Below are 21,354 nucleotides of genomic sequence, written 5' to 3' on the forward strand. Positions count from 1 at the left end.
AGGATCAGTTGGTGTTTTTGAGGGCGACCACGGGAGGCAGAAGATGCACTCCCTCGACGCTCAGCGCGAGAAGTGCTTTGCCGGGAAGGGGCAGCACGCCCGTGAGCGGCGGCAGTGAGGGAGTCTTCAGCACCTCGAGAGATGCGCCCGTGCTGGAGAGCAACTGGCCCGCCTGACTCGCTAGGACGAAGCTGCCGTCCTGGCGCAAGGTGGAGGCAATGATGGCGGCCGGGGAAGGCGATGAAAGCTGCTGCCAGCTGCTGCCCGCGTCGGCGGAGCGCCAAACATTCCCGCGCATGCCTGCCGTGATGATGTCCCTTTCGGAGGGCAGTTCGAGGGTGAAGAAGCTGCCTTGGTAGGGCAGGGTTAGCTTGCGGAAGCTATGACCTCCGTCGTCGGAGCGCAGGAAGAGGCCCTGCTCACCGGCGATCGCGATGACCTGGGCGCGGCGTCGTACAGCGTAGAGATGCAAGTCTTTCGGATTGTCCAACAGGCCTGAGCGCACCGCCCATGTGTTGCCGCCATCAGCGGTGGCCAGTGCCATGCCGAAAGCGCCCACGACGAACACCTCCGACGGGCTGGACACGACGAGATCCAGCAATGGCTTGTCGGGGCCGTCGGCCACCATTCGGTCCGCCGCCTTGCGCTGGGCCGCGTCTCCTCCGCGCATGGCGGATTCCTGCATCATCGTGGCGATCGCACGTCCGTCCAGCTGGCGCGCCCAGGTCAGACCGCCGTCAGTTGTGCGGAGGACGGTGCCACCATGGCCCGTTGCGTAGCCATGTCGTTCATCGGCGAAAGCGACGGCAGTCAGCGACACGCTGACCGGCACCTGCGCCTGGCGCCACGTGCGGCAGCCGTCGTCCGAAACCACGGCAAGGCCCCTCTCGCCCACTGCCACAAAGCGCTCGCCCGCGAGCGCTGCCCCCAGCAATACCGCGCGAGAGGGGGCCCGCACCGTCACCGCTCGTCGATCCAGGGCCGGACTCACAGGGGCCGACCAGGCACTTCCGCATGTTGCCAGCGACAAAAGAAGCGTACGTCGCTTCATGTCGCAACCTCGTTCATGCGCGAGCGTTCTTCCGGCAGGGGATCGCCTTGCTCGCACGCCATTTGCAGCGCGGTGCCTAGTCGGGGGCTCAATTTCAACTTCTCCATTGTTTTGCAGAGCGGCTTTCGAAGGGCGACCATCGACGTCCCATGCGCCAAGCGAACTGATACGGACCGTATCGTCGTCGAATGCTAGGTGCGGGTGGCTGTGACGTCAATGGGGAAAACCGGCGTCTTGCGTGACTGGGAGATCGGGGTAAACACCGAATAACTTGTAGTAAATCGAGACGTACAGTTTCGCATTCGGTTCGATCTTGTCGGAGTCACAGTGAAGCCTGCTTCTGTTCCAAGCCCCCAGCGTTCGGCGGCGTTGCTGCTGCAGACCTACCAACGCCTGGGTCATCCCACGTGACCGCCCGATAGGAACCGGGAATGCTCTCGAGTGCAGCGCTCGACGCATCCAGGCGCGTCAGCCCATCCTCTTCAGCACCTCGCAGCTGCGGAGCATCGGGCCGTGCTGCCTTAGTGCCGACGAGCGAGACCCCGCGCATTACCACCAACGATTACATCAACGAGGAGAACAAGGTGAAAAGAAACCGTCTACCGGGGTCCGCCAGACTGCGGCGGCTTGCGCTGGGGGCAACGGCATGTGTGGCCGGAGCCAATGCGTTCGCCATCGAGTTCGACACGGGCAACCCCGATCTCAGTGTGCGCTGGGACAACACGATCAAGTACAGCGCGGCCGCGCGGCTGCGAGGGCAGGATTCAGCCTTGCTGCGCCGACCGAACAACGATGACGGAGACCGCAACTTCAACAAGGGCCTGATCTCCAACCGCCTGGATCTTCTTACTGAGCTCGACGCCGTCTACGCCAAGCGTCACGGCCTGCGCTTCAGCGCCGCCGGCTGGTACGACAACGTCTACAACCAAACCAACGACAACCCTGGTTTCGCCGGCGGAGCCTTTCCCAATCAGGTCTCGGTTCCTTTCAATGCGTTCACGGATGCGACACGCCGGTTGCATGGGCGCAAGCTCGAGGCGCTGGACGCATTTGTGTTCGGCGGCTTCGACATGGGGTCCACGCGGGGCACTGTGAGGCTCGGGCAGCACAGTTTGGTCTGGGGTGAAAGCCTATTCTTCGGAAACAACGCCATCGCGGGCGGCATGAACCCGGTCGACGTAACCAAGCTCGTGTCCGTGCCGAATACGCAGTTCAAGGAGGCGATTCGCCCGGTTCCCCAGGTCTCGGCTCAGTTTCAGATCACTCCAACGTTCTCGATCGGCGCGTACTACCAGTTCAAGTGGCGACCCAATCGCCTGCCGGCGGTAGGCAGCTACTTTTCGGGGGTCGATGCCAATCCTGAAGGTGCCGAGCGGCTCCTCCTCGCAGGCCCGGGCAGCCCTTTCGCAGCCAACGCGCCGCGCCTTGATGACCAGCGCGCCCGCGACAGCGGCCAGGGCGGCGTTCAACTGCGGCTGCGCTCGGACGAGACCGACTATGGCCTGTACCTGATCCGCTTTCATGAAAAGACCCATCAGCAGATCATCTCCGTTGGATTGGCGCCTGCGGCCTTTGGTGGTGTCATTCCCGGGCCGGTCAGCTACCGGCTGGTGTACCCCCAGAACATCACGGCATTCGGCGCCAGCGCTTCGCGCACGTTCGGCGACGTCAACGTCGCTGCCGAAGGTTCGATTCGCCATAACCAGGATCTCGCCAGCAGCAGCCGTGCCGTGGATGCATCCTTTTTCGGTGGACTGCCCAGCAACAACAGTGGCAACCCCGCCTATGCAGTCGGCAAGACGGCGCACCTCAACTTGAACGCGCTGTGGACCGTTCCGCGCACACCGCTCTTCAATGAAGCGACCTTCCTGGGCGAGATCGCCTGGAACCGTGTCCTGTCGATCAGCAAGAACCCCGGCGCGGTGGACGCCAACTCCACTCGCGATGCTGTCGCGCTGCGCATGCAGTTTGAACCGCTGTATCGCCAGGTCGTGTCCGGGCTGGATCTCGGTGTTCCCATCGGCATTGGTTACAGCCCCAAGGGCTCGCGTTCGCGTGCGCTGGGCATCGCCATGCCTCCGGAGAACGGCGGAGACCTCACCCTGGGTCTGAACGGCACTTACCTTGGCGTGTGGAAGTTCAGTCTTGCCTACACGCGGTTCTTCGGCTCCAAGGGGACGCTGTTGGACACTAATAACAATTTCTCCTACCGCCAGTTTCTGCGCGACCGCGATTTCGTCGCGCTGTCGGTAAGCCGCACCCTGTGACATTCGCCAGTGAGGACATTTCCATGACATCCACCACGATCAAGTGCAGCGCCGCTATCCTTGCCGCACTCTTCACCGCCGGGGCCGCCCACGCCGGCGTGAGCGCCGCCGAGGCGGCCAAGCTCAAGGACGAACTGACGCCCTTGGGCGCCGAGCGGGCCGGCAACCGTGACGGCACCATCCCGGCTTGGAATGGCGGCCTGACGGCGGCGACGCAGGGATTTCGCAATGGCGACCGCAGGCCGGACCCGTTTGCGGCAGAGAAGCCAACGCTGCAGATTTCCGCGAAGAACATGGATCAGTTTGCGGACAAGCTGACCGAGGGCACCAAGGCCATGCTTCGGAAGTACCCGGACAGTTTCCGGGTCGATGTGTATCCCACGCACCGCACTGCTGCGGCACCGCAGTGGGTGTATGACAACACCTTCCAGAATGCGACACGGGCCACAGCGCAGGACACGTCCGCCGGTCCCGTCACCAAGGGCGCGTTTGGCGGCATTCCGTTCCCCATCCCGAAGAACGGAGCCGAAGTCATGCTGAACACCCAGGTGCGCTGGCGCGGCGCCGCATGGAACCAGCAAAGCAGCGGCTACCAGGTGACCGCCGATGGCCGTCCGGTTCTGGTGCATACGGTGAACGTCGACAACATCGCCCCCTACTATTACCGCGAGGGTTCGGCGGAGAACTTCGATGGCGCCTACTGGATGGTGCGAGTTGCCACTTCGGCTCCAGCTCTGCGGGCTGGCGAAGCGATCCTGGGGCACCTGTTCGTCGATGAGAGCAAGACCGCGACCTGGGTCTACCTGACGGGACAGCGGCGTGTCCGCAAGCTGCCCAATTCCTGTTGCGACACGCCGCATCCCACGTCCGCGGGTATCGTGACGTTCGACGAGATCGAGACTTTTGCCACCCGCCTGGAGCGATTCGACTGGAAGCTGGTGGGCAAGAAGGAGATGTACATCCCATACAACTCGAACCGGCTGCTCGTGCCCACCAAGGACACGGATGTGTTGGGTCCGCACCATCTTCATCCTGAGCATGTCCGCTGGGAACTGCACCGCGTCTGGGTGGTAGAAGCCGAGCTGAAGCCTGGGCAGCGCCACACTTCCACGAAGAGTCGCTACTACGTCGATGAGGACAGCTGGTGGCCGGTTGTTGCGGACCGCTGGGACGCCAATGGACAACTTTGGCGCATGCCTTTTTCCATTCCGGTTGCGATGCCCGATATTCCCGCGGTCGTCGGCACCGCATGGGGCACCTATGACCTGCTCTCGGGGACCTATTTCGTTGCCGAGCTGATGAATTCTTCCAAGGAGCAATATCGACTCCTGCCGAAGCCTTTGCCCGAGAAGCATTTCTCGCCCGACGCACTGGCTGGCGACAGCGTGCGCTGAGTACCTTGCAGTTCCATCTACGGTATGGACGATCTGGAGTCGTCCACCCCATTTCCACCGGGACTTCGGTCGCGACATTGTCGGATGCACGGACGCGCAAACCCGCTTCCGCTTGGAAGAGGGTTCGTATCGTGCTGAAACGCCGGAGACATCGCCGGCGTAGTGCGAGTCCTTTGATCGGCCACATCGTGTGGCGAGTCAAGAACTTCGAGAAGTTGAGGGTCTTTTCTCGCAACAAGTTCGACTTCTGCGTCGGCGACATCCAGGTGTGAGCCGCCTGCCAGGTCACTTTCCCGGCTGAAGCACGACACGGTCCACTTTCCAGCGCGGCGATGCACTCGGCCGTCGCCGCACACGACCGGCTTCGGCCCCATCTGCTTCGGTGTGTCGGATATGAACGAGGTGTTCGTTGACTGGAACTGCGTGTGGTGTCTCTGCTGGAAGGACTTCCTAGGGGCATCAGACGTCGCCATCGGTTCGGCGTTCTTCCGCCAGCTCGATGCACCCTTGCGACGGCAACGCCGAATACGGGTGCCATTGTCGACTGGGACATCGAAGGTTCGGGCAAGTAGCGCAATACGCGTGTGCGGTAGCGGCGAGGCTGATCTCGCGTAATAGAATACGGGACGACTCGATACATTCCAACCAGGAAGGTGCCAGGCGTGGATACTGAGGCAACTATGCAAGCAGAACGCGAAAGAGCCCGGCGCGTCCGCGAACGGTACGCCGCATCGTCGCTGCAATGCCCGGCCGGCTGCCTCCTCTGCGCGGTGCAGCTGTGCGCATGGGGGCCCGGATAATGGAGCCGTCTTACTAGCATCGGGATTTCCTTGCCTACCAAAAGTTCTTCCAAGGGGGCCGCAGCCAAGGCTCGCGCCCGTTCTTCTGCATCGACCACGGCAAGACTTGCTGTGGGCACGGGCCCAGGCGCGCTGCGCCCGCGCTCGCCGGGGCGGGTGCGCAGCGACGCATCGCGCGTGGCCATCCTCGATGCGGCGCTGAAGCTGCTGGAGACGACACCCCTGCAGCAGATCTCGATCGAGTCGATCGCGCGCGAGGCGGGAGTAGGCAAAGCCACCATCTACCGGTGGTGGAACTCGAAGGCTGCGGTGGTCATCGAGGCGTTCCTGCATGCCCACGTGAGCCACACGCCCATGCCGAAGGGCATAAGCCCTCGCGAGGCACTCATACGCCATATCCATCTGCTGGTGGAAGAGTACAGCGGCTGGTCGGGTCGGATCGTTTCGCAGATCATGGCGGAGGGGCAGGGCGACCCGGACGTGCTGCGCGAATTCCGCGAGCGCTTCTGGTACGGGCGGCGCGCCGTCGTTCGCGAAGTGGTGGAACAAGCGCGCCTGCGCGGCGAGTTCCGCAGCGACATCGACACGGAACTGCAGATGGATGTCATGTATGCCCCGATCTACTTCCGACTGCTCATGGGGCACCTGCCGCTGGACAAGAAGTTCGCGGATGCGCACTGCGCCGCGATCATGCAGGTGCTGGCTCCTTCGCAGCAGGAGCCCGCTGCGGCGCCGGCCAGGCGGCGCAAGGCCGCCTAGGCTTCTGGCCAGCTCCGGGGCGAGGCGGCTTCAGTCCTCGGGCAGAACCGAGGGATTCACCAGTTCCTCGTAGACCGTATCGGCGCCTGGCAGGCCGACAAGGCGGCGCTGCTCGATGAGCAGCTCGACCCCGGCGCGATCCGGGCGCAGCGAGACCGGCGCGGAGCGGACCATGGCTTCCACGGCCGTAGCGGGGAAGCCTGCAAAGGCCAAGGCTTGGCGTGCCGCGTCGGGGTCGCTGCCCATGCGCTTGCGCGCGCTCTCCAGGCCGCGCAGCCATGCGAAAAGGGTGGGGCGCAGCCGCTCCAGCGCACCCGCGCTCACCACGAGGCCTTGTCCAGGGAAAGTGGGGTAACGCTCCTGCACGCTCACGATGCGGCTGAGGCCTGCCTGAAGTGCCATCGCGTCGAACGGAGGGCCGAGGAGAGTGGCATCGCCGCGCCCGGCCACGATCGCGTCATAGCGTTCCGTCACCCCGCCAACCGGTTCCAACGCATATGCATCGGGACTGATCCCCTCCTCGGCCAGCATCGCGCGCAACGCCACGATAAAGCCGTTGTGGGGTGCGTCGACGAGCAGGGTGGCGCCGCACAGATCCTGGAGCTTCCTTCGGACCTTCTTTCCAACGAGGGTCAACGGGGTGGTGCGCTCTAGCTGTGCGACGACGCGGAGATCGTGTGGTCCCGGGCGCAGGTTCCAGTCCATCACGTTGTCCATTGCCGTGACTACGGCATCCACTCGGCCGGTGGCGAGCGCCTCGAACTGTGCGTCGGAAGATGGGTTGCGCTCCGCGTGCAGAGTCACATCTGCTGTCACCTTCAACGCGTCGGCGACTACGGCCAATGGGGAAGGAACGAACCAGAGAACTCGCAGTGTGTGCATTTTGAAGGGGAGAAGTCTCAGAAGCATGGAGCCGGGATCAAAGGTCCAGGACCAGCTCGTCGTCGAACGCGCGTGAGACGCAAAGGATGACGGACGTGTTCGCGACGCGCTCTTCCTCGCTCAGCACGAAGTCGCGATGGTCCGCCTTGCCGGCGAGCAGCGGCGCTTCACAGGTGCGGCACAGGCCCTCGCGGCAGGAGCAGGGGTGCGCAATGCCGTTCTCCTCCAGCGTCTCGAGGATCGATCGCCCGGGCGCCACCACGTAGGTCGTCCCCCGGCGGCGCAGCGTCACCCGGAACGCCCTGTCCGTTGCTGCATCGGCTGGAGCGGCGTCGGCGGAGAAGCGCTCGAAGTGGACGGCCTGCGCGGGCAGGCTGGCTGCCGCCGCCTCCCGGCCCACCGCGTCCATCAGCGGCGCGGGCCCGCAGCAATAGACATGGGCCGTGCGCGGGATGGCGCGCAGGAAGCCGGCCACATCGGGAAGCGCGTTCTGCTCTTCGTCCACGTGCAGCTGCACGCGGGCATGGTGGGCACCCAGCCGCCACAGGTAGGCCGCGCGGGCGCGCGAGCGCACGCAGTACAGCAGTCGCCAGCGTTGGCCCGCAGCCTGGCAGGCCTCGATCATGCTCAGGATCGGCGTGATGCCGATGCCGCCGGCAATGAAGACGTGCTCCGGGGCGTCGGAGGCCAGGCCGAACAGGGAGCGCGGCGCGCTGACCTGCAGTCGATCGCCGGTGCGCAGGCGTTCGTGCAAGTGCCGGGAACCGCCCCGCGAGTGGGGGGCGAGCCCGACCCCAAGGCAGTAGCGGTCTGCCTGCGCAGAACCGTTGGTGAGGGAGTACTGCCGGCACAAGCCGCCGGGAAGATGCACGTCCACGTGCGCTCCCGCCGTGAACGCGGGCAGCGCGCCGTCGTCCGCCGCGCGCAGTTCGATGCCGAGCACGCCTTCTGCCTCGTGCGTGAGGCGGGACACGACCACGTCATGCATGGTCAGGCGGGCTGTCGGTACAGGGTGACGGGCTGGGGCCCGCCGGCCGCGACGGTGGCCGCGGCTTCGGCCGCTTCCTGCTCCAGGCGCCGCGCCACGACCCAGCGGAACTGCGACAGCGCCGCATCCATCGCGAAGGGGGTCATCTTGAATTCGGCATCCAGCGCGAGGTTCTTCTGCTGGGCCGTGATGATCGCCCGATCCTCCTCGAACGCAGTCACGATGTTCTGGTGAATGGACTTCGTCACCTCCGGCTTGTCGATGGAGAAGTTGTGCGGATGCGCAAAGAAGTAGTGCGTGGAGTTTTCCGTCTCCGGCGTGATCGCCTGGCATCCTCTGAATTCCACGGCATCGACACGGTTGCCCTCCGGCGCGCCCGTGCCGGCCGGCGCATTGCCCGAGTCCATGAGGAGAACGGCCGGGATGGTGAAGTTGTAGATGTTCCAGCGGTCCACCTTGCCGGGCCAGTCCTTCACTGCCTTGACGAACGGCGGAGCTTCCGTGTCCAGTGCCCAGCGCGTGATGCGTACGCCGTTATCGAGACGCTCCACCTTGGGCGGGAACGAGGCATAGTCGGCGCCGCCGCCGAGGGTGGTCGGGTGAACGAACGGCAGATGCGAGAAGTCGAGAAGGTTGTCGCAAATGAGGAGATAGTTGACGTCGTAGTGGATGTAGCCGTCGAGGCTGCGCCAATCCGGATGGTCCAGCCATGGTGTTTGCGGAATCAGGGCAGGGTCTGCTTTCGCGGGCTCTCCCATCCAGATCCAGATCCAGCGATGCTGCTGGACTACGGGGAAAGTGCGCACCTTCGCTTGAGGCGGAATGCGGGGCTGCGCCGGGGCCTCGATGCATTGGCCGTTCGAGTCGAACTTGAGGCCGTGGTACATGCACCGCACGCAGTCGCCCTCGCGCCTGCCGACTGAGAGCGGCGCCCCGCGATGGCAACAGCGGTCCTCCATGGCGACCAGCGTTCCGTCCGCAGTGCGGTACATGAGGATCGGCACGCCGATGATGGTGCGCGCGAAGAGGCCGTCCCCGGTGACTTCCTTTTCCCAGGCAGCGACGTACCAGGTGTTCTTGATGAACATGCGTGCCTCCACTTGCTTCAGCTCAGTTCGAGCTTGATGCCCGAGCGCTTGACCACTGGAATCCATTTGTCGCGCTCAGCGCGGATATGGGCTGAGAACTCCGCCGGTGTGCTCCCGACCGGCTCGCCGCCATAGTCGTAGTACCGCTGTGCGACCTCGGGCTTACGCGCGATGGTGGCGCATGCAGCGGCCAGCTTGTCGAGCACGGCCTGAGGCGTGCCTGCGGGGGCGAGGAGTCCGAACCATGTCGAGGCGTCGTAGTCCCTGATGCCAAGTTCCTCGAACGTCGGCACGTTGGGAAGAAGCGGGTGACGGCTCTTGCCCGTCACCGCCAGCGCCTTCAGCTTGCCGCCGCGCACATTGCTCATGGAGGCCGCGAGTGCATCGAACATCACCTGCGTCTCGCCCGAAAGCAGCGCCGTGTAGGGACTGGTGGTGTTGTACGGCACGAACTTGTAGTTCGTCCCCGTGATCGCGCCGAACCACTCGCCCAGCAGATGCTGGAAGGTGCCCACACCGACGGTTCCTGCGTTGATGCTCCCGGGATTGGCCTTGGCCAACGCGACGAGGTCGGACGCCGTGGACGCGGGCAGGCTGGGGTGGGCAACGATCACGCTGCGCAAGGTCGTGAGTTGGCTGATGGCGTCGAAGTCCGAGGGCTTGTACGGCAGCTTCGTGTACAGCTCGGACATGTAGCACAGGGAGCTCGGAATCCCCATGAGCAAGGTGTAGCCATCCGCAGGTGCCTTGGCTGCCAGCGAGGTGCCGATCGTCGTCGCTCCGCCCGGGCGGTTCTCGACAAATACCGACTGGCCCAGGACGGCTGTGAGCCCTGCGGCCCAAAAGCGCGAATCGGCGTCGAGGCCGGACCCGGGTGGGTTCGCGACGATGAGGCGCACGGGCTTGCTGGGGTAGTCCTGCGCCAGTGATTTGCCGGCAACGCCGGTCATCAGCATTGCGGCCGCAGCGCCCAGCGCCTGCCGTCTCGAGATCATCATGAATCGTCTCCGTGGATCGGGCGTCGGGTCGATTTCAGCGCCCGGAGTTTGATGGTGAATAATACAATACGCACCGTATTGAAATATACCGGGAAAACCCCGAAGACGCTCGATTTCAATCGCCGGGACTGGATCTCCGACGTGAATCGCCGTCACGGGTGAGCCTTCCATACGGAACAGGTCATCAAGGGTTTATCCCTAAATCATAACGAGACGTAGCGTATAGGATTGCACCGGTTCACATGTCGGCCTCGGGCCGTTTCACTGTCGAAAAAAGGAAAACCGGATGAACATCCTTGGACCTGATTCCCTGGTCTTTGGCGTCGATGATGTCGCCGCTTGCGTCCAGTACTTCACCGACTACGGCCTGACGCCGATCGGTGTGAGCGATTCCGGCGGGCGCTTCGAGGCTGTCGATGGCACATCCATCGTCATTGCACGCCGCGACGACCCCTCGCTGCCTGCGGCGATGGAAACCGGAACGATGCTGCGCAAGACGATCTACGGCGTCGCAGATCGCCAGACGCTGGACGCTATTGCGGCCGAACTCGGCCGCGACCGCGAGGTCAAGCGCTTGCCCGATGGTTCGATCGAAGCTTCCGACGACATGGGCTTCGTTCTCGGCTTCCAGCTGTCGGTGCGGCGCAAGATCGACGTCCCGGGTGAAGCCGTCAACTCGCCCGGCAACAAGCCCGGCCGCGGACCCAACACCCTGGGAGCCAACGCCGATGCCGAGTTCCGGCCGCTGACCCTCTCGCACGTGGTGTACTTCGTGCCCGATCTGGCCGAGGCCTCGAAGTTCTACACGGAGCGGCTCGGCTTCCGCTGCACCGACCGGTTCACGAACGCCGGCAGCTTCCTGCGTCCCGCTGGCACGCTGGATCACCACACGCTCTTCCTGATCCAGACTCCCGCCTTCATGAAGGGCGTGGAGCACTTCACCTTCCACCTCTGCGGCCCCACCGCGGTGCTGCAATGCGGCTATCGCTTTGCCGCCAAGGGCTATCAGACCTTCTGGGGTCCTGGGCGGCACAAGTTCGGATCCAACTGGTTCTGGTACTTCAACAGCCCCGTGGGCTGCCACGTGGAGTACGACGCGGACATGGACCTGCACGACGACGCCTGGGTCGCCCGCGAAGCGCCCATGCAGGTGGATGAATCGCAGATCTTTCTGCTCCAGCACCGTGAGAAGTGGGCGCCCGGTGGTCCGCCGCCGTCCGGTCAGGCGAGTTGAAGAGCAGCCATGCGAACGTACCTGTGCAGGGTCGACGAGCTCCCCGACGGGGCAGCGCGCGGATTCGACCCGCGAGGCGTGTTGCGGGACACGATGTTCGTGGTCCGGCGCGGTGATGGCGTGAGGGGATGGCTGGACGCCTGCCCGCATGTCGACGGGGCGCCGCTGGCCTGGCGAAAGGACGCGTACCTGAGCGCCGACGGGCAATCGATCGTTTGCTACGGGCATGGCGCGGTGTTCGACATCGACACCGGGTTCTGCACGAAGGGCCCGTGTGTCGGGCAATCGCTCACGCCTGTCATGGTGGAGCGCGATGCGGCAGGTGCGCTATGGATCAGTGCACCAGCCATTGATGAATGACAACCTTTCCAAGGGGCTTGCAATGAATTCGACGGACAACCTGCGCACGCGAATTGCACTCATGGCGGCTCACTGTGCGGGCATGGTGGACATCGTCGCGCTGCCGGTGTGGGTCGGCACATTGATCGCGCGCTTTGGTTTCGACCCCCAGCAGGCGGGGGCGCTGGCAACCTTGTTCCTGGCGGGCGCCGTCATGGCGAGCATGATCGTGGCGCCACGCTTCCACCGCTTGCGCGGGCGCTGGATCGTCCCCGTTGCCTACGCCGCTGCAGGCGCCGCATTCCTGGCCTGCACGCGCACCAGCCAGTTCGAAACGCTTGCCGTCCTGCATGCGGTGGGTGGTATTGCCACCGGGGTCGGGTTGAGCGTCACGCACGGCACTGTCGCCCTCACGAGCAACCCGCATCGGCTTTTCGGCTTCATGCAGGTGGCGGTGGGGTTCTTCGGCATCGCCTACATGGTGTGCGCACCCCAGATCATCGTCGCGGTCGGGGGCCCGGGGCTCTTTGCCGTCTTCGGGGGAATCATGCTCGCCGCGTGCGGCATCACGGCCTTGGCGTATCCGAACGTACAACCCATCTCGGCCGCAGCAGCGGCGCGCGCTCCAAGCGCGGGTCCGCTGCCGAATGCGGCATGGTGCGCAATGGCCGGCATCAGCCTGATGAACGTGACGCAAGCCATGGTGTTCAGTTTCCTGGAGCGAATGGGCGCCGACCGCGGGTACACAGCTTCCAATCTGCATTTGCTGTTGATCGTCGTCGGGGTGGTCAACCTCGCACCCGGTGCGATCGCTGCCATGCTGCAGCACAGGCTCGATGCCCGCAAGGTCGTGCTCGCCGGCGTGGTGGCGCAGGCGGCACTGGCGTTGACCCTGGTATCGAGTTCAGCATTCCCTGTCTATGCAGCCGCAGGCGCCTTCTTCGTCTCCACGGTCATCTTCACGCACATCTTCACGTTCGGCGTACTGGCGAAGCTGGACCCGTCCGGGCGCGCCGTTTCCGCAACGCCAGCGATGCTGATGATGGGTTCGGCCACTGGCCCGATCCTGGGCGGGACTTTGGTCAAGTTCTATGGCCACGGGGCCATTGGCTGGGCCGCCGTCGCCATCGGCGCCGTCGCCTTCTGCTTCTTCCTGCAATTGCGCAGCCGCAAGGCGCAACTCCATGCGCAGAGCGCGTGAGTTCATGCGGATCGAGTCGACGGTGGACGTGATCTTTCTTTGAATCAGCTCTCGAAGGCGATGGACCGCCTCGTCAGAACCAGGAACAGGAGACAAAACATGAGTAGAGCCAAACGGGCGCTTGTGGTTGGAAGCGGCATTGGCGGCGCCACGGCGGCCTATGCGCTGGCCAAGGCAGGCGTGGAGACACATTGCATCGACATCCAGCCGGTCAGGTCTACGGTCGGCTCGGGCATCTGCCTGCTTCACAACACGATGCGGGCGCTGTCGGAGATCGGGCTGGCCGAGCCGTGCCTGGCAAGCGGCCTGCGTTTCGAGGTGTTCAAGCAGCACGACGCTGCCGGAAACCTGTTCATGTCGAACCCGACGCCCCCCGGCATCGGTATCCGCCGTCCGGAGCTCGCCCGGATCCTCGAGTCCGCGGCCAGCGAGGCAGGCGCGACCGTGGAGCGCGGCCTCACCGCGACGACCGTGAGCGATCGCGGCGACCGGGTCGACGTTGTGTTTTCCGATGGACGCGAGGCCGCGTACGACTTCGTCGTCGCGGCAGACGGTGCGTATTCCAAGCTGCGGGAACAGTTCTTTGGCGCCGAGCATCGGGTGCGGTTCGCCGGCCAGAGCGCGTGGCGCTTCAACGCGCCGCGGCCTCCGGAGGTCGATGGCTTCTGTCTTTACCGCTCGCCGGACGGCAAGCGCGTCGTGGGCGCGCTGCCGACATCGAAGGAGACATGCTATTTGTTCTTCCTGGAGAACAGTGCCGAACACCTTCACTGGCCGGACGACCAGTTGCATGTCCTCGTGCGCGAGCGGCTGTCCGGCTTCTCCGCCCCCGTGATCCAGGATGCACTGGCGCTCGTGACCGCGCCCCAACAGGTCCTGGTCCGCCCCTTCGACATCACGCTCGTACCGGCCCCGTGGAACCAGGGCCGCATCGTGCTCCTGGGCGATTCGGCGCACTCGCCGACGCCGCAGATGACTTCCGGCGGCGGCATGGCCATCGAGGATGCCGTGGTCCTCGCACAGTGTGTGAAGGACCAGGTCGATCTGCAGGAGGCATTGGCTGCTTATACGAAGCGACGGTTCGAGCGAGTGAAGACGGTCTGGAGCGCGTCGCTGCAACTGTGCAAGTACGAGCAGGAGCCGGTTCCCAACCCGCAGAGATCTGCAGCCCTCCTGCTGGAGACATACCAGTACCTGGGCCAGCCCATGTAGACCATGCCGGTCTTCCCGCATTCCCCGCGGCGCTTCATGAAGGCGCCATCCATCCCTCAACAAGCGAATCGATACCAACCATGATCCCCTACAAACGCGCAGACGCCCGGGCCTGGGCCCGGGAAAACATGATCGGCTGCTCGGCCGTGACGATCCCCAGCTACTCGGCGGATCTTAAGAGACTGAATGAGCGCGGCATTCGCCATGACGTCGCACTGGCCAAGGAGCTCGGATTCAAGTACACGCTGCTGTGCACCGAGGTCGCCATCACGCCGGAGGAGAACGCCAGGTTCACGGCGTTGGCGGCGGAAACGGCAGGTCCCGGCTTCGGGCTGTTCTTCCATGCGGCCTTCAACTCGCTGGCGGAGAACATCGAGGCGGTCAAGCTGGCGGAAGCCGCCGGGGCCACCATGGTGCTGCTCTCGTATCCCGCGCAGTTCTGGCCCACCACGGAGCAGGAGGTCTACGACTACACCAAGCAGTTCTGCGACGCGACCAACCTGGCTGTGATGCTCTTTCCCTTGCCTGCCTGGGGGTTCGAACGCATTCATCCTGCGGGCATGTCGGTCGCCCTGGTGCGGCGACTCCTGCAGGCGTGTCCGAACATCGTGGCGATCAAATCCGAGCAGGGCTTTCCACTGCCAGCAGGCATTTGCGAGATGTACCACCACTTCCGAGACGAAGTGGTCATCAGCTGTCCGATCGAGGGTGACGCCATCCCGCTCATGAGCGTGATGAAGATGCAGTTCTCCGGCACCAGCAACACGCAGTGGATGAGCGACTACTATCCCCGCGCCTTCGAACTCGCCCGCAAGGGCGAGTGGGAACAGGCCATGGAGATGTACTGGAAGGTCAACCCGGCACGCGGTGCGAACGGAGCGGCGACCCAGGCCTACATCGGCGGCACCTCGGTCCTCAACCGCACCATGTGGAAGTACCAGGACTGGCTGGCGGGCTTCAACGGCGGCCCGCTGCGAGCGCCGGCCATGCGCATTCCGGACCGCTTCATGAAGCTGTTCCGCCAGGGATTGGCCGCCTCCGGTCTTCCAGTGACATCCGACCCCGACAGCGCGTTCATGGTGGGGCGGCATCCCTGCTGAAGCGGTCACGGAGACAAGACCATGAAATCCCTTGCGCGCCGCGCGCTTCTCGGCGCACTCGGCTGCTTGCTGATTTCATCGGCCAGCGCCGCCGAGGTGCTTCGCGTGATCGTGCCCTATGCGGCGGGTGGGATCACCGACATCGGCGCGCGGGTCATTTGCGAGCAGCTGGGACAGGTATTGGGGCAGCCGGTCTTGGTCGAGAATCGGCCAGGCGGTGGGACGCGTATCGGAACGGCTGCTGCGCTCTCGGCGAAGCCGGACGGCAACACCGTTCTGCTCACGAATATCGCCTACAGCATCCTCCCGCTGGTCGACCCATCGGTGAAGTACGACGCACTCACGGCGGCTGCGCCCCTGGGCATCGCATCGGTGTACCCGGTCGCGGTGGTTGTCAACGCGGCGCTGCCCGTGAAGACTCTGCAGGAGTTCATCCAATACGCCCGCAAGAACCCCGGCAAGCTGACCTACGGCAGCGCCGGCCCAGGCAGTGGCGCGCACCTGGGCGGTGAGCTCTTCAAGTCCTTGACGCGCACCCACCTCGTCCACATTCCCTATCGATCGACGTCCGGCGCGCTGACCGAAGTGGCGGCAGGCCGCATCGACCTCACCTTCGACGCCACTGCCACCCAGCTGGCGAACGCAGGGAAGGTGAGGATTCTTGCGGTGTCTGGCAACCAACGGGATCCCCGCATCCCAGACGTCCCCACGGTCGCCGAGGCGGGCCTGAAAGGACTGGAGACGACCTCCTGGCTCGGCATGTTCGCGCCGCTGGGCACCCCCCAACCCGTCATCGATCGCCTGAACCACGCGCTGAACGTCGCCTTGCAGAACGAGGGGCTGAAAGCGCGCTTCCGCGAACTCGGGATGATCCCTCGTTCCGGGTCTCCGCGCGAGCTGATCGAGCAGGTACGTTACGACACAGACCTCTACCAACGCGTCATCCGCGACGCCAACCTCAAGTTCGAATGAGCACCTCTAACGTGAATCCCTCCGTGAGCGCCGCGGCCGGCGCGCCCCTGTTCGTCTCTTCCGAGACTGCCGCTGCCGTTTTCCAGTGGCTGCCCGCGGTGCGGGCCCTGCAGGAAACCTATGCACGGCCCATGGGACCCCATGCCGTTCCTCGACGCACGATTGCCGCAGGGGTGGCGGAACGCGCTTCGCTGCGCACCATGACGGCGGTGCCGCCGGGATCCCGCTACTACGGCGCCAAGCTGATGGGCATGGCTTTCGGGCAGGAAGGTCGGCAGCTCGAGTACGTCGTGGTGCTGTTCGACGCGACGACGGGCTCGCTCGCTGCGATCCTCGACGGCAACCTGGTGACCGCGTACCGCACGGCGGCAACGTCCGCGGCCGCCCTGGATCATCTGGCGCCGCAAGGAGGTGCCCGCCTTGCCGTCCTGGGGAGCGGTCTGGAAGCACGCATGCACACGCTGGCGATTGCCGCAGTGCGCGAGCTCCACGAGATCCGGGTCTACAGCCCGACGCCCGCGAAGCGGGCTGCGTTCGCCGAGGGCATTGGCGCAGAGTTGGGCGTCCATGTGCGTGCAGTCGATTCGGCTGCCGAAGCAGTGGGTGGCGCCGACATCGTGCTGGCCGCGGCCCGCTCCTACGGGGAAAAGCCCATCCTGCAGGGCGCCTGGTTGGAGCCCCACGCCACCGTCGTGTCCATCGGGTCGACGCTTCCCGACCAGCGGGAGGTCGACAGCAGCGTGGTGGCGCGCGCCGAGCTGATCGTGTGCGACAACGTCGAAGAGGTGCTTGAGGAGTCAGGAGACATGCTGGCCGCCCGGCAGGCGGGCATCGAACCCGATACGAAGTGCGTCAGCCTCAACGAGCTGATGTGCGGCAAGGTGAAGCGAACCAGCGGCGAGGGCGGGGTGGCGATGTACAAGTCGGTCGGTTCCGGCCTGCAGGATGTGGTGGTCGCGGGGATGATTCTCGACCTCGCCCGCTCCGCCGGCCTGGCGACGCCCCTGCCCATCCGGTTCGAACCGAAGCGCATCGGTTGATGCAGCTCGCAAAGCGACACACCATGAACAACCTGCTGAAAGACCCCGAACTGTTGCGCAACGCCGCATTTGTTGGAGGCGAGTGGATCGCTGACACACCGCACGGCAAGTACACCCTGCGCAACCCTGCGACCGACGAGCCGCTCGCGGACCTGCCTCGCTTCAGGCAGGACGAGACGGCACACGCCATCGAAGTTGCGCACCGCGCGTTCCTTGCGTGGCGACGGACAACGGCCAAGCATCGATCCGAGATCCTGCGCCGCTGGTATGACCTGATGATGCTTCACGGCGACGACCTGGCGACCCTGATCACGCTGGAGGAAGGAAAGCCGCTGGCCGAGGCGAAAACCGAGATCCAGTACGCGGCGTCGTTCCTGCAATGGTTCTCCGAGGAAGCAAAGCGCGTCCGCGGGGATGTGATCCCGGCGCCGAAGGACACCCAGCGCATCGTGGTGCTGAAGGAGCCGATCGGGGTCTGCGCTGCCATCACTCCCTGGAATTTTCCCGCGGCGATGATCACGCGCAAGGCGGGCCCGGCGCTGGCCGCCGGCTGCAGCATGGTGGTCAAGCCCGCGAGTCAGACGCCGCTCACCGCCCTGGCGCTAGCCGAACTGGGACGGCGCGCCGGCGTCCCGGCGGGGGTGTTCAATGTCCTCACCGGAAACGACACGCGCGACATCGGGCACCAGCTCACATCGCATCCTCTCGTGCGCAAGATCACCTTCACCGGTTCGACCGAAGTCGGCCGCGTATTGCTGGCGCAAGCGGCCGGAACCATCAAGAAATGCTCGATGGAGCTGGGGGGCAATGCACCCTTCATCATCTTCGATGATGCGGACCTGGACGCTGCCGCGGATGGCGTGGTCGCGGCGAAGTTCCGCAACACCGGCCAGGCGTGCATCAGCGCCAACCGGGTGCTCGTTCAGGCTGGCGTGTACGAGGCGTTCTCCGCCAAGCTGGTCGAGCGTGTTCGGAATTTGCGGGTGGGCAATGGCCTGGAAGCTGACGTGCAGCTCGGTCCTTTGATCGACGATGCCGCTGTCCGGAAGGTGGAGGAACACATTGCAGACGCCATCGAGCAGGGAGCGACGGTGCTGCACGGCGGGCGCCGCCATGCGCTCGGCGGTCGCTTCTTCGAGCCGACGGTCGTTGCTGGCGCTACGTCTAACATGGCCCTGGCGCGGGAAGAAACCTTCGGACCGCTCGCGCCGCTCTTTCGTTTCGAGCAGGACGAGGAAGCGTTCGCAATCGCCAATGCGACTGAATTCGGACTTGCCGCCTATCTGTACAGCCGCGACGCCGCACGCATCTGGCGCGCGTCGGCGGCCATCGAGTCCGGGATGATCGGGATCAACTGCGGCCTGATTTCCAACGAAGTGGCACCCTTCGGAGGGGTGAAGCAGAGTGGACTGGGTCGCGAGGGTTCACACCATGGCATCGAAGAATTCCTGGAACTGAAGTACTTGTGTTGGGACGGTCTCGTACCCGCCTTCAGTTGAAGTGATCCGGCCGGCCGGATACTGAACCCTATCTCACATCAACCACCAACTGCCGAGGTGCCGATCCATGAAAGCTGCCCGTCTTCATTCGTACGGCGACATCGATCAATTCGCAATCGATGACATCCCCATTCCCGAGCCGGCAGCCGGCGAGATTCTGATCAAGATCGAAGCTTCCGCGGTCAACCCTTTCGACCTGATGGTCCGCAAGGGCGACATGGCCCAGTTCATCCCGTTGGAGCTGCCGGCGGTGCTGGGCGGCGACGCTGCCGGTGTCGTGGCGGGCGTTGGGAGTGGCGTGAGCGGGTTCTCAATCGGCGATCGGGTGATCGCCGACTTCGCGCTCAATGGCAGGGGCGCCCATGCGGAGTATGGGGTGGTGCCTGCCACGGCCGTCGCCAAGCTTCCGGTCCATCTCAGCTTCGAGCAAGGCGCTACGTTGCCGAAAGCCGGTCTGACGGGGCGCCAGTCGGTCGATGCGCTTGGTGTGGGCGCGGGTGCCCGTGTGCTGATTGCGGGTGGTCTCGGGGCGGTCGGTCGCGCCGCGATCCAGTATCTGCAGGAAATCGGTGCGAAGCCGGTGGCCGGCGTTCGACCCGATCGGATAGAAGAGGCGCGCCAACTGGCCGGCGAAGCGCTCGACATCACCGCGCCGCCGGCGGGCGCCACCTTCGACTACGCGATCAGCGCTGCGGCCCCGGTGGCGCTCAATCTCATACGGCACGTGCGCGACGGTGGCGAGGTCGCCAGCATCGTTCCGGTGCCCGAGGGGGCCAACACCGGCAACCGCGTGCGCATTCATGAGCTCTACCACCGCGCCGACGCGGGCACGCTGGCGGCGGTGGCCAGCGCCGCTTCGCGCGGCGTGTTGATCATTCCCATCGCCAAGACGTTCCGGCTGGAGCATATCGGTGCGGCCCAGGCGACCGTCGCCGCCGGCAGTCCGGGCAAGGTCGTTCTGAAGCACTGACTTGTGGGCGCCGACCGAAATCTGATCACCCAAAGCGGAGTCTGCCGACTAAAAAAAATGACCAGGGTGCCCAAGAGCTGGGCTGCCACGGGCTAGCAATCGTCAGGTCCGGGCGTCGTGGGTCATGTTTGCGACTGGCGTGCCGGTGCTCTCCACCCAGCCGCCACCGAGTGTCTTGTAGAAGGTCACGAGATTGGTCAGGCGCGAAAGGCGAGTGGTGATCAGGTTTTGCTGCGCCGTGTAGAGCGAGCGTTGCGAATCCAGCACGCTCAGGTAGCTGTCCACGCCACGCCGGAAGCGCGCGTCCGACAGCCTGTAGCTCTCAGCCGTGGCGTTCACCAGCGACTGTTGCGCCTCGAGCTGGCGGCCGAGCGTGCTGCGTTGTGCCAACGCATCCGAGACCTCGCGGAAGGCTGTCTGGATCGCCTTCTCGTACTGCGCCACCGAGATGTCGCGGCTGACGGTGGCGATCTGGAGGTTGGCGCGGTTGGCGCCGCCGTCGAAGATCGGTAGCGTGATCTGCGGCGCGAAGCTCCAGCTGCCCGAGCCGCCCTTGAAGAGGCCCGCGAGCTCGCTGCTGGACGTGCCCGCCGATGCCGTAAGGCTGATGCGCGGATAGAAGGCCGCGCGCGCCGCACCGATGTAGGCATTGGCGGCCTTGAGATCGCGCTCGGCCTGCAGGATGTCGGGCCGGCGCTGCAGCAACTCGGAGGGCAGCCCCGACGGAATGCTGGCCAGCGGGCTCGTGGCCGCCGCGGCGCCGTCGGGCAGGGCTTGCGGCAGCAGTTCGTCCGGCAGCTCGGCACCCACGAGCAGCATCAGCGCATTGCGGTCCCGCGCCACCTGGGCGGTGTAGCGTTCGACGTCGACGCGGGCGGTGTCGACGCTGGTCTGCGCCTGGCTCAGCGTGAGCGCCGAGGCCGCACCCAGCTCGAAGCTGCGCTGGTTGAGACGGTAGGAGTCACTCTGGCTGCGCAAGGTGTCGCGCGCGAGCTTCAGCTGGTCCAGGTCGGCGGCAAGCGTGAGATAGCCGGTCGCGACTTCCGCCACCAGGCTGATCTGAGTGCTGCGACGCGCCTCGGCGGTGGAGAGGAATTGCTCCTGCGCCTGTGCGCTCAGGCTTCGGACGCGGCCGAAGAGGTCGATCTCGTAGGCGCTGAAACCGAGCGTCGCGCTGTACTGGTGCGCCGTGAGGGCCTCGCCGGTGGACGACAGGTCGGCCGGCGTGCGGCTGCCGCTGCCGCCGGCGCTGGCACTGACGGTTGGGAAGAGCGCCGCATCCTGCACCCGGTACTGGGCGCGGGCCTTCTCGATGTTCAGCACCGCGACGCGCAGGTCGCGATTGTTGGCGAGGCTCATCTCGATCACGCGCTGCAGCGACGGGTCATTGAAGACATCGCGCCAGCCAAGGTCGGCCACCGGCGTGGCGGCGGCGGCGCCGGCGTCGCCTGCAAATTTGCCGGGGACGGGCGCTGCGGGTTGCTGGTACGCGGGCATCAGGCTGCAGCCGGCCATCAGGGCGGCGAGCGCGAGCGGAGCAAAGCGGAATGGATTCATGGC

General features: G+C 65.0%; 18 protein-coding genes. 12 read left to right on the forward strand and 6 right to left on the reverse strand.

Going from position 1 to position 21,354, the window contains the following annotated elements; translation table 11 throughout:
- Window positions 1–4: 4 nt before the first annotated feature.
- Window positions 5–1,051, reverse strand: coding sequence for a WD40/YVTN/BNR-like repeat-containing protein (locus ACSQ89_RS37990; protein WP_436297315.1), 1,047 nt, complete (start codon window positions 1,049–1,051; stop codon window positions 5–7).
- A gap of 584 nt (window positions 1,052–1,635) precedes the next feature.
- Here ACSQ89_RS37990 and ACSQ89_RS37995 point away from each other — a divergent pair.
- The 3 genes from ACSQ89_RS37995 (at window position 1,636) to ACSQ89_RS38005 (ending at window position 6,271) form a co-directional block, all read left to right on the forward strand.
- Window positions 1,636–3,318: a DUF1302 domain-containing protein gene (locus ACSQ89_RS37995; protein WP_436297316.1), complete on the forward strand. Its 1,683-nt coding sequence runs from the start codon at window positions 1,636–1,638 to the stop codon at window positions 3,316–3,318.
- A 23-nt stretch (window positions 3,319–3,341) separates the two neighbouring features.
- Entirely contained in the window at window positions 3,342–4,712 is a 1,371-nt protein-coding gene (locus tag ACSQ89_RS38000; protein WP_436297317.1) for a DUF1329 domain-containing protein, read from the forward strand.
- A 911-nt stretch (window positions 4,713–5,623) separates the two neighbouring features.
- A complete protein-coding gene (locus ACSQ89_RS38005) occupies window positions 5,624–6,271 on the forward strand; it encodes a TetR/AcrR family transcriptional regulator (protein ID WP_436297318.1) in 648 nt (215 codons plus the stop codon).
- A 30-nt stretch (window positions 6,272–6,301) separates the two neighbouring features.
- Here ACSQ89_RS38005 and ACSQ89_RS38010 read toward each other — a convergent pair whose 3' ends face one another.
- The 4 genes from ACSQ89_RS38010 to ACSQ89_RS38025 all read right to left on the reverse strand — a co-directional run bounded on the left by ACSQ89_RS38010 (window position 6,302) and on the right by ACSQ89_RS38025 (window position 10,383).
- Window positions 6,302–7,114 carry an ABC transporter substrate-binding protein gene (locus ACSQ89_RS38010; RefSeq protein ID WP_436297319.1) on the reverse strand — a complete coding sequence of 271 codons (813 nt, stop codon included), beginning with the start codon at window positions 7,112–7,114 and terminating at the stop codon, window positions 6,302–6,304.
- Between the two features lie 76 nt (window positions 7,115–7,190).
- Window positions 7,191–8,141 (reverse strand): PDR/VanB family oxidoreductase, encoded by a 951-nt coding sequence (locus ACSQ89_RS38015; protein ID WP_436297320.1) that lies wholly within the window; start codon window positions 8,139–8,141, stop codon window positions 7,191–7,193.
- A 2-nt stretch (window positions 8,142–8,143) separates the two neighbouring features.
- Window positions 8,144–9,229 (reverse strand): aromatic ring-hydroxylating dioxygenase subunit alpha, encoded by a 1,086-nt coding sequence (locus tag ACSQ89_RS38020; protein ID WP_436297321.1) that lies wholly within the window; start codon window positions 9,227–9,229, stop codon window positions 8,144–8,146.
- 17 nt (window positions 9,230–9,246) lie between these two features.
- Window positions 9,247–10,383, reverse strand: a complete 1,137-nt coding sequence (locus ACSQ89_RS38025; protein ID WP_436297322.1) for a Bug family tripartite tricarboxylate transporter substrate binding protein — start codon at window positions 10,381–10,383, stop codon at window positions 9,247–9,249.
- A gap of 130 nt (window positions 10,384–10,513) precedes the next feature.
- Between ACSQ89_RS38025 and ACSQ89_RS38030 the strand changes: the two genes are divergently transcribed.
- From ACSQ89_RS38030 to ACSQ89_RS38070, 9 genes are all read left to right on the forward strand, one after another.
- The gene (locus ACSQ89_RS38030) at window positions 10,514–11,461 is read left to right on the forward strand and encodes a VOC family protein (protein WP_436297323.1); all 948 of its coding nucleotides are present in this window, start codon (window positions 10,514–10,516) and stop codon (window positions 11,459–11,461) included.
- 9 nt (window positions 11,462–11,470) lie between these two features.
- Window positions 11,471–11,821, forward strand: a complete 351-nt coding sequence (locus tag ACSQ89_RS38035; protein ID WP_436297324.1) for a Rieske (2Fe-2S) protein — start codon at window positions 11,471–11,473, stop codon at window positions 11,819–11,821.
- Window positions 11,775–13,001, forward strand: a complete 1,227-nt coding sequence (locus ACSQ89_RS38040; protein ID WP_436297325.1) for an MFS transporter — start codon at window positions 11,775–11,777, stop codon at window positions 12,999–13,001. The genes ACSQ89_RS38035 and ACSQ89_RS38040 overlap by 47 nt, the downstream gene beginning before the upstream one ends.
- Window positions 13,002–13,100: 99 nt before the next feature.
- Window positions 13,101–14,213, forward strand: a complete 1,113-nt coding sequence (locus tag ACSQ89_RS38045) for an FAD-dependent monooxygenase (protein WP_436297326.1) — start codon at window positions 13,101–13,103, stop codon at window positions 14,211–14,213.
- Window positions 14,214–14,293: 80 nt separating this feature from the next.
- The gene (locus ACSQ89_RS38050; protein ID WP_436297327.1) at window positions 14,294–15,313 is read left to right on the forward strand and encodes a dihydrodipicolinate synthase family protein; all 1,020 of its coding nucleotides are present in this window, start codon (window positions 14,294–14,296) and stop codon (window positions 15,311–15,313) included.
- Window positions 15,314–15,334: 21 nt separating this feature from the next.
- Window positions 15,335–16,285 (forward strand): Bug family tripartite tricarboxylate transporter substrate binding protein, encoded by a 951-nt coding sequence (locus ACSQ89_RS38055; protein WP_436297328.1) that lies wholly within the window; start codon window positions 15,335–15,337, stop codon window positions 16,283–16,285.
- Window positions 16,282–17,325: an ornithine cyclodeaminase family protein gene (locus ACSQ89_RS38060; protein ID WP_436297329.1), complete on the forward strand. Its 1,044-nt coding sequence runs from the start codon at window positions 16,282–16,284 to the stop codon at window positions 17,323–17,325. Before ACSQ89_RS38055 ends, ACSQ89_RS38060 begins: the two co-directional genes overlap by 4 nt.
- A 23-nt stretch (window positions 17,326–17,348) precedes the next feature.
- Window positions 17,349–18,824: an NAD-dependent succinate-semialdehyde dehydrogenase gene (locus tag ACSQ89_RS38065; protein WP_436297330.1), complete on the forward strand. Its 1,476-nt coding sequence runs from the start codon at window positions 17,349–17,351 to the stop codon at window positions 18,822–18,824.
- 67 nt (window positions 18,825–18,891) lie between these two features.
- Entirely contained in the window at window positions 18,892–19,794 is a 903-nt protein-coding gene (locus ACSQ89_RS38070) for an NADP-dependent oxidoreductase (RefSeq protein WP_436297331.1), read from the forward strand.
- A 102-nt stretch (window positions 19,795–19,896) separates the two neighbouring features.
- Here ACSQ89_RS38070 and adeC read toward each other — a convergent pair whose 3' ends face one another.
- Window positions 19,897–21,351 (reverse strand): AdeC/AdeK/OprM family multidrug efflux complex outer membrane factor, encoded by a 1,455-nt coding sequence (adeC, locus tag ACSQ89_RS38075; RefSeq protein ID WP_436297333.1) that lies wholly within the window; start codon window positions 21,349–21,351, stop codon window positions 19,897–19,899.
- Window positions 21,352–21,354 lie beyond the last annotated feature (3 nt).

The organism is Variovorax sp. LjRoot175 (assembly GCF_964253805.1).
Taxonomy (GTDB): Bacteria; Pseudomonadota; Gammaproteobacteria; order Burkholderiales; family Burkholderiaceae_C; genus Variovorax.